The organism is Pseudomonas sp. NFACC56-3, assembly GCF_900100025.1.
Taxonomy (GTDB): domain Bacteria; phylum Pseudomonadota; class Gammaproteobacteria; order Pseudomonadales; family Pseudomonadaceae; genus Aquipseudomonas; species Aquipseudomonas fluorescens_AA.
This window is the reverse complement of the sequence record NZ_FMTK01000005.1, coordinates 238,023-251,505: the sequence shown is the minus strand read 5'-3', so window position 1 is coordinate 251,505 and position 13,483 is coordinate 238,023. Positions and strand designations below refer to the sequence as shown.

Annotated in this window: 13 protein-coding genes; 6 read left to right on the top strand and 7 right to left on the bottom strand. The window is 64.1% G+C overall.

The window, feature by feature from the left end; translation table 11 throughout:
- Nucleotide 1: 1 nt before the first annotated feature.
- Nucleotides 2-1,072: an ATP-NAD kinase family protein gene (locus BLO80_RS10290; RefSeq protein WP_092327847.1), complete on the bottom strand. Its 1,071-nt coding sequence runs from the start codon at nt 1,070-1,072 to the stop codon at nt 2-4.
- Nucleotides 1,073-1,415: 343 nt separating this feature from the next.
- Between BLO80_RS10290 and BLO80_RS10285 the strand changes: the two genes are divergently transcribed.
- Complete coding sequence (locus tag BLO80_RS10285; protein WP_092327845.1) at nt 1,416-3,281, top strand: sigma-54-dependent Fis family transcriptional regulator; 1,866 nt, start codon at nt 1,416-1,418, stop codon at nt 3,279-3,281.
- 3 nt (nt 3,282-3,284) lie between these two features.
- Here the strand turns inward: BLO80_RS10285 and BLO80_RS10280 are convergent, their stop codons facing one another.
- From BLO80_RS10280 to BLO80_RS10270, 3 genes are all read right to left on the bottom strand, one after another.
- Entirely contained in the window at nt 3,285-3,614 is a 330-nt protein-coding gene (locus BLO80_RS10280; protein WP_175459480.1) for a hypothetical protein, read from the bottom strand.
- A 184-nt stretch (nt 3,615-3,798) separates the two neighbouring features.
- Nucleotides 3,799-5,019 carry a cytochrome c biogenesis protein DipZ gene (locus tag BLO80_RS10275; protein ID WP_092327842.1) on the bottom strand — a complete coding sequence of 407 codons (1,221 nt, stop codon included), beginning with the start codon at nt 5,017-5,019 and terminating at the stop codon, nt 3,799-3,801.
- A gap of 109 nt (nt 5,020-5,128) precedes the next feature.
- Nucleotides 5,129-5,392 (bottom strand): DUF2790 domain-containing protein, encoded by a 264-nt coding sequence (locus tag BLO80_RS10270; RefSeq protein WP_092327840.1) that lies wholly within the window; start codon nt 5,390-5,392, stop codon nt 5,129-5,131.
- 224 nt (nt 5,393-5,616) lie between these two features.
- Between BLO80_RS10270 and BLO80_RS10265 the strand changes: the two genes are divergently transcribed.
- The 4 genes from BLO80_RS10265 (at nt 5,617) to BLO80_RS10250 (ending at nt 9,159) form a co-directional block, all read left to right on the top strand.
- Nucleotides 5,617-6,357 (top strand): response regulator, encoded by a 741-nt coding sequence (locus BLO80_RS10265; protein ID WP_003202589.1) that lies wholly within the window; start codon nt 5,617-5,619, stop codon nt 6,355-6,357.
- Entirely contained in the window at nt 6,354-7,664 is a 1,311-nt protein-coding gene (locus tag BLO80_RS10260) for an ATP-binding protein (protein WP_092327839.1), read from the top strand. Before BLO80_RS10265 ends, BLO80_RS10260 begins: the two co-directional genes overlap by 4 nt.
- Nucleotides 7,665-8,011: 347 nt before the next feature.
- Nucleotides 8,012-8,644, top strand: coding sequence for a ferric reductase-like transmembrane domain-containing protein (locus tag BLO80_RS10255; RefSeq protein WP_092198371.1), 633 nt, complete (start codon nt 8,012-8,014; stop codon nt 8,642-8,644).
- A gap of 17 nt (nt 8,645-8,661) precedes the next feature.
- A complete protein-coding gene (locus BLO80_RS10250) occupies nt 8,662-9,159 on the top strand; it encodes an HvfX family Cu-binding RiPP maturation protein (RefSeq protein WP_072404441.1) in 498 nt (165 codons plus the stop codon).
- A gap of 133 nt (nt 9,160-9,292) precedes the next feature.
- Here BLO80_RS10250 and BLO80_RS10245 read toward each other — a convergent pair whose 3' ends face one another.
- From BLO80_RS10245 to BLO80_RS10235, 3 genes are all read right to left on the bottom strand, one after another.
- Nucleotides 9,293-10,042 carry an HvfC family RiPP maturation protein gene (locus tag BLO80_RS10245; protein WP_092327837.1) on the bottom strand — a complete coding sequence of 250 codons (750 nt, stop codon included), beginning with the start codon at nt 10,040-10,042 and terminating at the stop codon, nt 9,293-9,295.
- Nucleotides 10,035-10,880, bottom strand: coding sequence for an HvfB family MNIO-type RiPP peptide maturase (locus BLO80_RS10240; protein ID WP_092327836.1), 846 nt, complete (start codon nt 10,878-10,880; stop codon nt 10,035-10,037). Before BLO80_RS10240 ends, BLO80_RS10245 begins: the two co-directional genes overlap by 8 nt.
- 118 nt (nt 10,881-10,998) lie before the next feature.
- Nucleotides 10,999-11,385, bottom strand: a complete 387-nt coding sequence (locus BLO80_RS10235) for an HvfA family oxazolone/thioamide-modified RiPP metallophore (protein ID WP_092327834.1) — start codon at nt 11,383-11,385, stop codon at nt 10,999-11,001.
- Nucleotides 11,386-11,683: 298 nt separating this feature from the next.
- Between BLO80_RS10235 and BLO80_RS10230 the strand changes: the two genes are divergently transcribed.
- The gene (locus tag BLO80_RS10230; protein ID WP_092327833.1) at nt 11,684-13,483 is read left to right on the top strand and encodes a thiamine pyrophosphate-requiring protein; all 1,800 of its coding nucleotides are present in this window, start codon (nt 11,684-11,686) and stop codon (nt 13,481-13,483) included.

Genomic DNA, 13,483 nt, shown 5'->3' with positions numbered 1-13,483 from the left:
TTTATTCTCCAGGGGTGTCTTGAAGGTTCAGAGGGTGTTGCGGGTGTTCGCGGCCGATGGCCAGCAAACGCTGTTGCGCGGCGTAGGCCAGCACCGCGTTGACGTCGATGCTCAGTGGACCGCCGGCATCGAGGGTGACCGTGGGCCGGTCATGCACGTTGAATTCGATTTCCCGCTCGCCGTCCAAGGCCAGGGTGCCGCTGGAGAGCGACAGGCCATGGGCGACACCGGGTTCCAGGGGGCCGGCGGCGAGCACGCCACAGCCCTGCAACAGGCCCGGCGCAAGCGGCGCCAGCAGCGCTTCGGGGGATTGCGGGTCCAGGCGCATCCAGGCACCACCCGGTGCCTGGCGTGACACCGGGAACCACAAGCCGCATAGCGCCGACAGGCCGATGGACTGCGGCTCGGCGAAGGTCACGAACACTTCGGCCAAGTCCTGTGCCCGACTGATGGCCCGGGCGCCGACAAACCGCAGCGGCGACACGGCGACGTCCACCAGGGCAACTTCCCGCAGGCCACGTCCGGCGTCGCAAACCAGTAAACGCTTGTTGCGGCGCAAACCGATCTGCGCCGGGACCCGGCCACTGGCGTACAAGCCACCGGCCAGCCCGGCACTGGTGGCTTCGCGCAGTTCGGGAAAGGCGTTGTTGGTGCCGGTGGACAGGGTCAGCAATGGGATGTCCCCCACTTCGGCGGCCACCGCCTTATGGGTGCCGTCGCCACCGAGCACGGCGATCAGCGCCACCTCGCGCTCGGCCATCAGGCGCGCGGCCCGGCGGGTGTCTTCGACGGTCTGGCGCAGGGTCAGGTCGAGGAACTCCAGGGCCGGCCAGTGGCTGCTGCGGGCCTGGCGGCTGTGGCTGTTCTTCAGCACAGCGGCGGCCATGCCAATCATGTCGGTGGGCATCAACACCTGCTCGATGCCGGTGGCACCGAAAGCGGCCAGCAGGCGCTGGATCACCGAGACCTTGTCGGTGCTGGAAAACAGCCCGGCATTGGCGGTCAGGCGCCGCACGTCGCGGCCCGATGCGGGGTTGGCGATGATGCCCACGGTCAGTGGCCGGCGGCTCATGGTGCCACCGCGGGAGGAACAGGCGAACGGCCTGGGCAGGAGAACATAGGCACCTCGTTGTTATTATTGGATGACCCGTCAAGCAGGCTCCTGGGGTAGAGCAAGGGCGGTGCCAGTTACCGGAAAAACCCAGGAAACAGCCGGACCAGAGCGGTCCAGGCGGGATGTTCGATGAGGCCAGGCGAGCCCCGCTGAGACGCTCCATGTCAGCCTGCACGAGGTGGCGGCGAGACGCTGAGACGTGGCGTCTCACACCTGCCCGAACAATCCGTCGTGCTTGTCTGCATCCGGCGAACGGCGCTTAATGTGCGCACAACGACAAGAAGCTGAATCGGAGGCCCCTATGCTTTCCGCTCACTCCCGGGCGCACGTGGATTGCGTCAGCCGCGTGGTGAAAAACGCGGCGCAATTGCCTCAACTGCCGGTCCCGGACCTGATCCTCGACTCCTGGCGTCGCTCCCTGGAGCAACATCACCTGGACCCCGGTTCGCTGCAGGGCCCGCGCATCTTGTCCCAGGACGTGCTCAAGCAATGCCGCGAGCGCTCCGAGCTGTTCCTCAATATCGCCAGCGAAGAAGTGGCCCGCCTTCATGGCCGGGTCCGTGATGCCGACTACTGCGTGCTCTTGACCGATGCCCAGGGCCAGACCATCGACTATCGGGTGGAAACCACGATCCGCAATGACTGCCGCAAGGCCGGGCTTTACCTGGGCACGTGTTGGTCGGAGGGTGAAGAAGGCACCTGTGGCGTGGCGGCGGTGCTCACGGGCAAAGCCCCGGTGACGGTGCACAAGCGCGACCATTTCCGCGCGGCGTTCATTGGCCTGACCTGCTCCGCCGCACCGGTCTTCGACCCCCAGGGCGAATTGCTCGGGGTGCTGGACGTGTCGGCAGTGCGCTCGCCGGATGATCGGCGCTCGCAGCACCTGATCCGGCAAATGGTGGTGCAGAGTGCCCGGGAGATCGAGCAGGCGTTTTTCATGAGCAGTGCCCAGGGCTACTGGGTGCTGCGGGCCCATCGCAACGCCGGCTACGTCGACAGCCAGCCGGACTTCCTGTTCGCCTGGGACGACGACGGTTGCCTGCAAGCCTTGAACCCGGCCGCCCGCCAATACCTGCTGCAACATTACGGACAGTTGCCGCAACACATCGGCCAGGTGTTCGACCAGCAGCGGCTGCACCGGGCCCGGGACGAAGGCCTCTGCTTCCTCGATCACGCTTTGCATGGCCGCTTGAGCGCGCCTCGCCAGCGGGCCAATCCGCGTCCGCGGGTGGCGATGACGCCGGCCGAGATCGATCCGCGCCTGGCCGACAGCCTGCGCCTGGCGGTACGGGTCAAGGATCGCAACCTGCCGGTGCTGATCCAGGGCGAAACCGGTTCCGGCAAGGAAGTGTTCGCCCGGCAGCTGCACCAGGCCAGCCAGCGCCATGATCGCCCTTTCGTCGCGTTGAATTGCGCCGCCATCCCCGAAAGCCTGATCGAAAGCGAATTGTTCGGCTACGTCGCCGGCGCCTTCACCGGTGCCTCGGCCAAAGGCATGCAAGGCCTGCTGCAACAAGCCGATGGCGGCACCTTGTTCCTCGATGAGATCGGTGACATGCCGCTGGCCTTGCAGACCCGCCTGCTGCGGGTGTTGGCCGAGGGGGAAGTGGCGCCGCTGGGGGCATCCCGCCGCAAGGCCGTGGACATCCAAGTGATCTGCGCCACCCACCGCGACCTGGAGACCCTGGTGGCCGCTGGCGAGTTTCGTGAGGATTTGTATTTCCGCCTCGGTGGCGCGCGTTTCCAGCTACCGCCGTTGCGCGAACGCAGCGACCGGCTGGCGCTGATCAATCGAATACTTGCCGAGGAGTCGACGCTCTGTGGGGAGACGGTGCAACTGAGCAGCGCGGCGCTGGAATGCCTGCTCGGTTATCACTGGCCGGGCAATGTCCGCCAGTTGCGCCATGTGCTGCGCTATGCCTGCGCGGTGTGCGAAGCCAGTGTGGTCCAACTCAGCCACCTGCCCGAGTCATTGCACCGCGCGGACGCCGCCGATCATGGACCGCAGCCAAGCGCCAGCCCGGAACGCCAGGCGCTGCTCGATGCCCTGGTGCGCCACCGCTGGAAACCCACCGCCGCCGCCCGGGCCCTGGGCATTTCCCGGGCGACCCTGTATCGGCGGGTGCACCAGCACGGTATCGAGATGCCAGGCCGGAGCCCGGCCTGACGCCTATCGGCGTGCCAGCTCATGACGGACACATTGTTCGTAGTAGGTCTGCTTGACCGCGGCAGGCTTCAGACGCGAAGCGCTGTTGTAAGTCTGCTCGGTAATACCCAGGGCAGTCATGCGCATCCAGGGCCGGGGAAACTTGCGCACTTGCAGCTTCTTGCGCGCGCCGTACAGGCTGACGCCAGAAAGCTTCGACGCCTGGGCGCCCGCCGCGATGTCCGCCCCCCAGCGGCACACCGACTGCTGGTTCTGCGTCAGCGCCTTGGCCTGGGCCCCAAGCGAGACGGCGGCCAGGAGAAACGTCGTTACGACCCACATAGAAATACGCATAGGTTTGTCGCCCAACTTTCTGAAAGAAAAGAAGTTTGACCGTATGCAAATGAGCAAGGGGCCAGCATTTGCATGCGGCCCCTGTGGCTTTGCCCTCACTATCTGCGCCATCCGTTCCCAATTGACACGATAATCTAGAAACCAGAATAGAATATAATTTCAACAATCTGATATTTAACGATTTTTAATTAGATAACTGGCTTGTCTTCGCCTCCTGCAACAACTGCTGAATCACCTGCTCCTGCTCGCCGTAGCGTCCTTCGCCAAAATGGCTGTAGCGCACCTGCCCCTTGGCATCGATGAAGTAATGGGCCGGCCAGTACTGGTTGTTGAAGGCGCGCCAGATCGCATACTGGTTGTCGATCGCCACCGGATAATGGATATCCAGCTTGCCTACCTGCTCGCGCACGTTGTCGATGATCTTCTCGTAGCCATATTCCGGGGTGTGGACGCCGATCACCACCAGCCCGTCCTTTTCATACTTCTTCGCCCAAGCGTTCACGTAGGGCAAGGTGTGCTGGCAGTTGATGCAGTCGTAGGTCCAGAAGTCCACCAGCACCACCTTGCCCCGCAGTGACTCGCTGCTCAGCGGCGGCGAGTTCAGCCATTGCACCGCGCCGTCCAGCGCAGGCATGGCGCCCTGGGATTCGAGGGCCGGCATGGAGCTGGCGCCGGCCTTGCTCACCACATAGTCGATGACCTTGGGCACGTTCTTCAGCAAGCCTTGTTCCAAGGTGGCCGAGGGTTGGGAGGACGTCGCCGCCAACAACCGATCATCCGCCCCGGTGCCAATCGCCACGGCCGCCAGCAACACCACTGCCCCCGTTCCCCGGCGCAACCAGGTAGTGATCGGCAGCGAGAGTTTCAGGCGCCCGACCAGACCACGCCCGGCCAGGATCAATGTGCCCAGGGACAAGGCACTGCCCAGGCCGTAGGCGAGCAACAGCAGGCTGGTTTGTGCGCTGGCGCCTTGCAGCATGGCGCCGGTCAGGATCACCCCGAGTATCGGCCCGGCGCACGGGGCCCAGAGCAGCCCGGTGGCGACCCCGATCAGCACCGAGGCCACCGGCCCGGCCATCCGCCCGGCCCCGGCGTCCAGACGATTGCCCAGGCTGACCAGCGGCCGCGCCAGCCAGATGCCGACCCGGCTGAAAATCAATGACAAGGCAAACACCACCATCACCACCAAGGCGACTTGCCGGCCGACGTTGCTGGCGCGCACCACCCACTCGCTACTGACCACCGCCAGGCTGGAGACCAGGGCGAACGTCAGCACCATGCCACCGAGGGTCAGCAACACCGAGCCGCGGGAGCGATCGGCCCGGGCGAACAGAAACGGCACCACCGGAAGAATACAAGGGCTGAGGATCGTCAGGATCCCGCCGAGAAAAGCGATCAGAAGCATGGCAACACCTCAAAATGGGCTGAAACATGAATAAGAGCCAACACCTTTGTGGCGAGGGGATTTATCCCCTCGCCACAGGGACCTGGCAGCCATAACCAGGGCGTTGATCTCAGTTCTGGTTGTTGCAGTTATCGGAAAGCTTGCGATAGTCCAGCGCTTGCTCGTGGCCGGCCGAATCCAGGTAGGTCATATGGGCCTTGACCACACCGCAAGTCGGCTCGGCGTCTTCGGTCAGGGAAAGCACCTTCTGGATGTCCAGGTGGGTGCCGTAGGTGTAGCTGTGCGTTTGCACGTTGCTTTCGGCCCGGGCCGACAGGGTGCAGATGTTCAGCGCGGCGAAAAGGCAGGCGGCGTAGAGGGCTTTGGTGTTCATGGCGATTCCTCGATTCAATGGGGTTATCTGCCGAGGCTGCGTTGTGTTGCCTCGATGGATGCCATTGAATGCCGCGCAGGTATCGCGTCTGTATCGAGCCACGTGGCTTTTTGCATCGCTGTGTATCCGTCGCGCGCCAGATACACTGCAATACAAACCGCCGCGAGCCGGGCCGGCCGGCGCCTGTAGACTGCTCACAACGAAACGCCGAGGAGCTGGACACCATGGATCATGTCGATCACGTGTTGATAGTGGATGACGATCGCGAGATCAGAGAGCTGGTTGGCAACTACCTGAAAAAGAATGGTCTGCGCACCACCGTCGTCGCCGATGGCCGGCAGATGCGCGCTTTCCTGGAAACCACCCCGGTGGACCTGATCGTGCTGGACATCATGATGCCCGGCGACGACGGCCTGGTGCTGTGCCGGGAGCTGCGTGCCGGCAAGCACAAGGCCACGCCGGTGCTGATGCTCACCGCGCGCAACGACGAAACCGACCGCATCATCGGCCTGGAGATGGGCGCCGATGATTACCTGGTCAAGCCGTTCGCCGCCCGTGAACTGCTGGCGCGGATCAACGCCGTGCTGCGCCGCACCCGCATGCTGCCGCCCAACCTGGTGGTCACCGAAAGCGGTCGTCTGCTGGCGTTCGGGCGCTGGCGCCTGGACACCACCGCCCGCCACCTGCTGGACACCGACGGCACCATGGTTGCCTTGAGCGGTGCCGAATACCGTTTGTTGCGGGTATTCCTCGACCATCCGCAACGGGTGCTCAACCGCGACCAGTTGCTTAACCTCACCCAGGGCCGGGACGCCGATCTGTTCGATCGCTCCATCGATTTGCTGGTCAGTCGCCTGCGCCAACGCCTGCTGGACGACGCCCGGGAACCGGCCTACATCAAGACCGTGCGCAGCGAAGGCTACGTATTCTCGCTGCCGGTGGAGATCCTCGAGGCCTCGGTATGAGTCTGTCGCTGCGCTGGCCACGAACCCTGGCCTCGAGGTTGTCGCTGATTTTCCTGATCGGCCTGATCCTGGCCCAGGGCCTGTCCTTCGGTGTCCAATACTACGAGCGCTATCAGAGTGCCAAGTCGACCATGCTCGGCAACCTGGAAACCGATGTCTCGACTTCCGTCGCCATTCTCGACCGCCTGCCTGCCGCCGAACGCCCGGCCTGGCTACCGAAACTCGCCCGACGCAACTATGGCTACCAGCTCGACGAAGGCCAGCCCGGGCAACCGATGGATCTTACCGATGCACCCATCTCGGTCAGTTCGATCCAGGAAGCCATCGGCCAGGCCTATGGCCTGACCTTCAAGCAGATTCCCGGGCCGAAAATGCACTATCAGGCGCTCTTGCGCCTGGGGGACGGCAGCCCCCTGACCATCGACGTACGCCCGGCGATGATGCCCCTCTCCCTCTGGCTGCCGATGGTGTTGCTGGGGCAGTTGGCGCTGTTGATCGGCTGCACCTGGCTGGCCGTGCGCATCGCCGTCGGCCCCCTGACCCGGCTGGCCCAGGCGGTGGAAACCCTCGACCCGAATGCCCACAGCGTCCGCCTGGACGAAAAGGGCCCGACCGAAGTGGTGCATGCGGCCAAGGCCTTCAATGCCATGCAGGACCGCATCGCCGCCTACCTCAAGGAGCGCATGCAGTTGCTGGCGGCGATTTCCCATGACTTGCAGACGCCCATCACGCGCATGAAGCTGCGCGCCGAGTTCATGGACGAAGGGATCGAACGGGACAAACTGTGGAGCGATTTAAGCGAAATGGAACACTTGGTGCGTGAAGGCGTGGCCTATGCCCGCAGCATCCATGGCGCCACCGAGGCCAGTTGCCGGATCAGCCTGGATGCGTTTCTCGACAGCCTGGTGTTCGACTACCAGGACACCGGCAAGGACGTGCAACTGTGCGGGAAAAACGCCGCGGTCATCGACACCCGCCCCCATGCCCTGCGGCGGGTGCTGGTCAATCTGGTAGACAACGCCTTGAAATTCGGCGGCGCGGCGCAGATCCAGGTGCAACCTGCCGCCAACGGGCAACTGGCGATCCAGGTGCTGGACCGTGGCCCCGGGATCAGCCAGCAGGAACTGGCCGAGGTGCTCAAACCGTTCTACCGGGTGGAAAGCTCGCGCAACCGGGAAACCGGTGGCACCGGCCTGGGCCTGGCCATCGCCCAGCAACTGGCGATCGCCATGGGCGGCTCACTGACCCTGAGCAACCGCGACGGCGGCGGCCTATGCGCCGAGCTGCGCCTGGCGTTCGCAAGCTGACACGAGCAACCTCTGTGGGAGCGAGCTTGCTCGCGATAGCGGTGTATCTGCCGGCATCCGTTCAACTGACCTGACGCCATCGCGAGCAAGCTCGCTCCCACACTGATCCGAGGCGCTACACAGATTGATGTCTTACCAATACCCCTGTGGGAGCGAGCTTGCTCGCGATAGCGGTGTGGCTGCCGGCATCTGTTCAAGGTTTGTATGTCAGTGTGTCTGCGGATGATGGGCATACACAAACTTGCACGAGACTGCGTTGCGGACACACCCCGCTTACACCGGCTTGAAAGACTCCTCGTACCCCGGCGGCCATCACGACCGGGCCTCGACATCCAAGGAGCCTTTACATGCCTACCGCAACTGCATCTCCCCTACGTTTCCAGGGCTGGTCGCTGTTCAGCCTGCTCGCCGCCCTGGTGCTGTTGATGACCGGGTTGATCCTGGTGCTCAACCCGGACCTCACCGAAGGCGTGCGCAGCGCCATTCGTGCCACGGCTCGTTCGTCCTTCTTCCTCTTCTTGCTGGCCTTCACCGCCTCGGCATTCGCGGTGCTGGTGCCCTCGCCCCTGAGCCGCTCGCTGGTGCGCGAACGGCGTTTCATCGGGCTGGCGTTTGCCTTCTCCCATCTGGTCCACGCGGTGCTGATCTACAGCTACGGCCAGCTCAACACCGAGTTCTGGCCCGGCCGCACCACCCTCGGCAACGTGCCCGGCACCGTGGGCTACGTCTTCATCCTGCTGCTGGCCCTGACCTCGTTCAAAAGCACCACGCGCCTGATCGGCTTCAAGGCCTGGAAGCGCCTGCATGTCACCGGTATGTGGGTACTGGCGGCGATCTTTGCCTACTCCAATTTCAAGCGCATTCCCATGAGCGACTGGTACGTACTGCCATTCGGCCTGATCTGCGCCGCCACCGCCATCCGCCTGGTAGGCAAGCTGGCCCAGGCCACGCAGCGCCGCCAACGGCCGCAACACGCTTGAGCCCAGGGAGGCCGATCATGTATTCAAACGTGCTGAAAACACTGCACCTGCATCTCGATCAGGCAGGCGCCTGGCTCGCGCCGCTGGGCCTGCGCCTGTTCCTGGCCTGGGAGTTTTTCGAATCCGGCCTGGAAAAATGGAATGGCGAGAACTGGTTCGCCGAGATCCAGTCCGCCTTTCCGTTCCCCTTCGACCATGTGCCGGCCCAGTGGAACTGGGAACTGGCGATGTGGGCCGAACTGATCGGTGCCATCGCCCTGTTGATCGGCTTGGGCACGCGCCTGTCGGCGCTGGTGCTGATCGTCGTCACCGTGGTGGCGACCGCTGCCGTGCACTGGCCGGCGGACTGGTCGAGCTTGAGCGAACTGGCCCAGGGTTATGCGATTACCAACAAGGGGCATGGCAACTTCAAGCTGCCGTTGATCTATCTGGTGGCGTTGCTGCCGTTGGTGCTGCAAGGGGCTGGGAAGCTGAGTGTGGATGCGCTGGTGAAAAGCGGCGTGCACCGCCGATAGTGCAATTAATGCATAACTTTGTGGGAGCGGGCTTGCTCGCGAAGGCGGAGTGTCAGCCAACTTGACCTTGACTGATACACCGCCTTCGCAAGCAAGCCCGCTCCCACGGGGGTTAGCATTTCAAATGGGCAGATTACTGCTCTACGCCAACAACCCCTTGCTCCTGCATCCGCCGCAACAGCGCCACGGCGCTGTCCATGAACTCGAACGAAGCCACCCCCGCCTCCTGCGCCAACGCCAGCAGCTGCCCTCGCCCCGCCAACTCGGGATATTCCTCGATGCGCTGCAAAAGGCGCCAGGCCAACGGGCTGAGTTCGGCAAAGCGCACCTCAAACCCAGGTGTGCGCCGCACCAGCAACAGCGTCGGCTGGGCCGGAGGCGTCGAGGGCTGGTAGCTCGGGGCCAGGCGATGCACCGGCCATTGGTACGCCAACAGCCAGGCCAGGGGCGAGACACGCAGCGGCAGATCGAGCAAGGCGGCCTCATCATGAATCAGCAACGGCTCGGCCTCGGATTGCAGCAGCGCCATCTCGACCCACTCATAGTGCGCCAGCTCCGCCACGAACGGCGGCCAGTCCGGCGATGAGTGGGCCACGAGGTAGGCCACAAACTCCTTGGCGATTTCACCGAACCTGGGCGTGGCACAACGATGTTCGCGCAGGAAACGGCGCACGCAGGCACGCCAGGAGGCCTGCCCCAGCACGCTCACCAGCACGGGGAAGGTGCCGCTGAGCAGCGAACGCATGTTTTCGAAGATCAGGTCGCGATACACCTGCGCCCGCGCCGCGTCCATGCCGGTCGGAACCGGGTAGTGTTCCGGGTCGCGCAGGTAACGGGTCAGCGCCTGTTGCTGCTGATGCAGCGTCTGCCGGGCCTCAGCCATGGCTCACCGCCTGCCGGGGGACGGCCGGGTGTTGCAACTGGCGAATCGTCTGCAATTCGGCCACCAGCGCGGCATAGGGCGGGAAATTGAAGTCCCGTTCGAGCAAGGTCGGTCGCACGCCGAAACGCGCGTAGGCCTGGGCCAGCAACGCCCAGACCACCGGTTTGACCGGTGCGCCATGGCTGTCGATTTTAAGCGTATCGGACTCATCGTAATGCCCGGCCACATGCATCGCGACCACCCGCCCCGGCTCAAGGCCCGCCAGGAATCCCTGGGGATCGAAACCGTGATTGATCGAGTTGACGTAGACGTTGTTGACGTCCAGCAACAGGTCGCAATCGGCTTCGCGCAACACCGCCCGGGTGAATTCCAGCTCACTCATGTCTTGTTGGGGGGCGGCGTAATAGGAGACGTTTTCCACCGCCAGGCGGCGCCCCAGCACATCCTGAGCCTGACGGATCCGCGCCGCCACGTGATGCACCGCTTCTTCGGTAAAGGGCAGCGGCAACAGGTCATACAGATGCCCGTCATCGCCGCAGTAGCTCAAGTGCTCGCTGTAGAGCGGCACGTTGAAACGCTCGATAAACCCGCGCACCTGGCCGAGAAACGCCAGGTCCAGCGGTGCCGGCCCACCCAGGGACAACGACAGGCCATGGCACGTCAACGGATAACGTTCGGCCAGCGAATGCAAGGCGGCCCCATGGGGGCCGCCGATTCCGATCCAGTTTTCCGGGGCAACTTCGAGAAAATCGAAATCCCCGGCCGGTGCCTGGCGCAGCTCATCGAGCAAGGCCCGGCGCAGGCCGAGGCCTGCCGAGGGTTGAGGTAAATTCAACATGACACATCTCCTGAGGAAACGAGATGTGGAGAGCCTCATGGAGCGAACGCCACCCGACGGTGGAAATCGAACCTCAGTGGGCTGGCATCAACTCATCAGGCTCACCACCCGGGGCGAATCAGGACTCGATAGCCGCCCCGCACTTGCCTTCGCCACATTTGCCTTCGGCGGTCTTCGCCTGGGCCGACAGGTATTGCTTGGCTTCCGGCAACGAGATGCCGCCGTCGTGGTTGGCGTCGATCTTGTCGAACTCCGCCGCGCGCTCCGGTGCAGCGGCGATGAACTCGTCCCGCGAGACCTGGCCGTCGTGGTTGGTATCGGTCTTGGCGAACTTGTCTTCGCCGCACTTGCCTTCGGCGGTTTTTTTCACGGTATCGGCTGCCGCCAGGGTGTAGCCCTGGGCCAGGTCGTTCATGGTCAAGGCCGAAGCCGCCGTGGAGAGACCCAGGCCGCCGACCAGGGCCAGGCCGAGTGCAAGGGACGAATGACGGGAGAAGTTGAGCATGGGTATTCCTCTGACGATTGACAATTAAGGTGCCAGTCATCCGCACCGAGGTTCGGTGTCGGCTGGCTGGCGTAGTTAATCGCCGGTGTGTATCCGGCCTGTGTCGCCGGCCTGGGCCTTCGTCAAGCAGGTGTATCCGGGCCTGTGCGGTACACACTGCGATACACGCCCGCCCGGCCTCAGGCCCCTGGGGTTGAAAAAATCGAAACCTTGGAAGGTCTGCGCCGGTCAAGTCTTGTATGAACGTCAACCGCTGCACGTCGCGCCGAGCGACCGCAGCCTGAAACGAGGGACAGACATGAGCATGACCGTCGGTGATTTTCTGGTGGAACGTCTTTATGAATGGGGGGTTCGCCGTATCTATGGCTATCCGGGCGATGGCATTAACGGCGTGTTTGGCGCCTTGAACCGCGCCCAGGGAAAAATCCGCTTCATCCAGGCCCGCCACGAGGAAATGGCCGCGTTCATGGCCTGTGCCCACGCCAAGTTCACCGGCGAGCTGGGGGTCTGCATCGCCACCTCCGGGCCCGGAGCATCCCACTTGGTGACCGGCCTCTACGACGCCCGGATGGACCACATGCCAGTGCTCGCCATCAGCGGCCAACAGGCGCGCGCCGCACTGGGCGGGCATTACCAGCAGGAACTGGACCTGGTCAGCCTGTTCAAGGACGTGGCCGGGGCGTTCGTGCAGCAAGCCAGCGTGCCCGCCCAGGTGCGTCACCTGCTGGACCGCGCCGTACGCACGGCGATAGGCGAGCGCCGGGTCACGGCGCTGATCCTGCCGAACGACCTCCAGGAGATGGAATACACCGCGCCACCTCACAAGCACGGTACGGTTCACTCCGGCGTCGGCTACCGCAAGCCCAGCATCGTCCCCTACGAAGAGGACCTGCGCAAAGCCGCCGACGTCCTCAATGCCGGCAAGAAAGTCGCCATTCTGGTCGGCGCCGGAGCACTGCACGCCACTGACGAGGTGATCGCCATCGCCGAGAAGCTCGGCGCCGGCGTGGCCAAGGCGCTGCTGGGCAAGGCCGCCGTGCCGGATGACCTGCCCTGGGTCACCGGCACCATCGGCCTGCTCGGCACCGAACCCAGCGACAACCTGATGGCCGGCTGCGACACGTTGCTGATGATCGGCTCCGGCTTTCCCTACGCCGAGTTCCTGCCCCCTGAAGGCCAGGCCCGGGGCGTGCAGATCGACATTCAGGCGGACATGCTCAGCCTGCGCTATCCCATGGAAGTCAGCCTGCACGGCGACAGTGTCGACACCTTGCGCGCCCTGCTGCCGCTGATCGAAGAAAAAACCGACCGAGCCTGGCGCAAGAAAATCGAGCATTGGCGGGAGCGCTGGGACCGGACCCTGGAAAAACGCGCCCGGGTATCGGCCAAGCCGATCAATCCGCAGCGGGTCACCTTCGAACTGTCGCCGCGGCTGCCGGAGCACGCCATCATCACCTGCGATTCCGGCTCCTGTGCCAACTGGTTCGCCCGGGACATCAAGATCCGTCGCGGCATGATGTGTTCGCTGTCCGGTGGCCTGGCGTCGATGGGCGCGGCCGTGCCCTATGCCATCGCGGCGAAGTTCTGCCATCCGCAGCGGCCGGTGGTCGCCCTGGTGGGCGATGGCGCCATGCAGATGAACAACATGGCCGAGCTGATCACCGTTGCCAAGTACTGGCGCACCTGGGCCAACGGCACCTGGATCTGTGCGGTGTTCAACAATCGGGATTTGAACCAGGTGACCTGGGAACAGCGGGTCATGGAGGGCGATCCGAAATTCGCCGCCTCCCAGGACATCCCCGACGTGCCCTACCACTTGTTCGCCGAATCCATTGGCCTGAAGGGCATCCTGGTACTGCATGAGGACGACGTGGCCACGGCCTGGGAAACCGCGCTGGCGGCGGATCGTCCGGTGCTGATCGAGTTTCGCACCGACCCCGACGTGCCACCGCTGCCGCCACACATCAAGCTGGAACAGGCGAAGAAATTTGCCTCGACCCTGCTCCAGGGCGACCCGAACGAGCGAGGCATCGTGGTCGAGACCGCCAAGCAGGTACTGAGCAGCTTGCTGCCGGGCCATCGCACGGATAAAGAGTGA

Excerpts from the sequence above, each read along its gene's own strand:
- BLO80_RS10290 (WP_092327847.1), bottom strand. The coding sequence starts at position 1,072 with ATGAGCCGCCGGCCACTGACCGTGGGCATCATCGCCAACCCCGCATCG.
- BLO80_RS10285 (WP_092327845.1), top strand. The coding sequence starts at position 1,416 with ATGCTTTCCGCTCACTCCCGGGCGCACGTGGATTGCGTCAGCCGCGTG.
- BLO80_RS10280 (WP_175459480.1), bottom strand. The coding sequence starts at position 3,614 with ATGCGTATTTCTATGTGGGTCGTAACGACGTTTCTCCTGGCCGCCGTC.
- BLO80_RS10275 (WP_092327842.1), bottom strand. The coding sequence starts at position 5,019 with ATGCTTCTGATCGCTTTTCTCGGCGGGATCCTGACGATCCTCAGCCCT.
- BLO80_RS10270 (WP_092327840.1), bottom strand. The coding sequence starts at position 5,392 with ATGAACACCAAAGCCCTCTACGCCGCCTGCCTTTTCGCCGCGCTGAAC.
- BLO80_RS10265 (WP_003202589.1), top strand. The coding sequence starts at position 5,617 with ATGGATCATGTCGATCACGTGTTGATAGTGGATGACGATCGCGAGATC.
- BLO80_RS10260 (WP_092327839.1), top strand. The coding sequence starts at position 6,354 with ATGAGTCTGTCGCTGCGCTGGCCACGAACCCTGGCCTCGAGGTTGTCG.
- BLO80_RS10255 (WP_092198371.1), top strand. The coding sequence starts at position 8,012 with ATGCCTACCGCAACTGCATCTCCCCTACGTTTCCAGGGCTGGTCGCTG.
- BLO80_RS10250 (WP_072404441.1), top strand. The coding sequence starts at position 8,662 with ATGTATTCAAACGTGCTGAAAACACTGCACCTGCATCTCGATCAGGCA.
- BLO80_RS10245 (WP_092327837.1), bottom strand. The coding sequence starts at position 10,042 with ATGGCTGAGGCCCGGCAGACGCTGCATCAGCAGCAACAGGCGCTGACC.
- BLO80_RS10240 (WP_092327836.1), bottom strand. The coding sequence starts at position 10,880 with ATGTTGAATTTACCTCAACCCTCGGCAGGCCTCGGCCTGCGCCGGGCC.
- BLO80_RS10235 (WP_092327834.1), bottom strand. The coding sequence starts at position 11,385 with ATGCTCAACTTCTCCCGTCATTCGTCCCTTGCACTCGGCCTGGCCCTG.
- BLO80_RS10230 (WP_092327833.1), top strand. The coding sequence starts at position 11,684 with ATGAGCATGACCGTCGGTGATTTTCTGGTGGAACGTCTTTATGAATGG.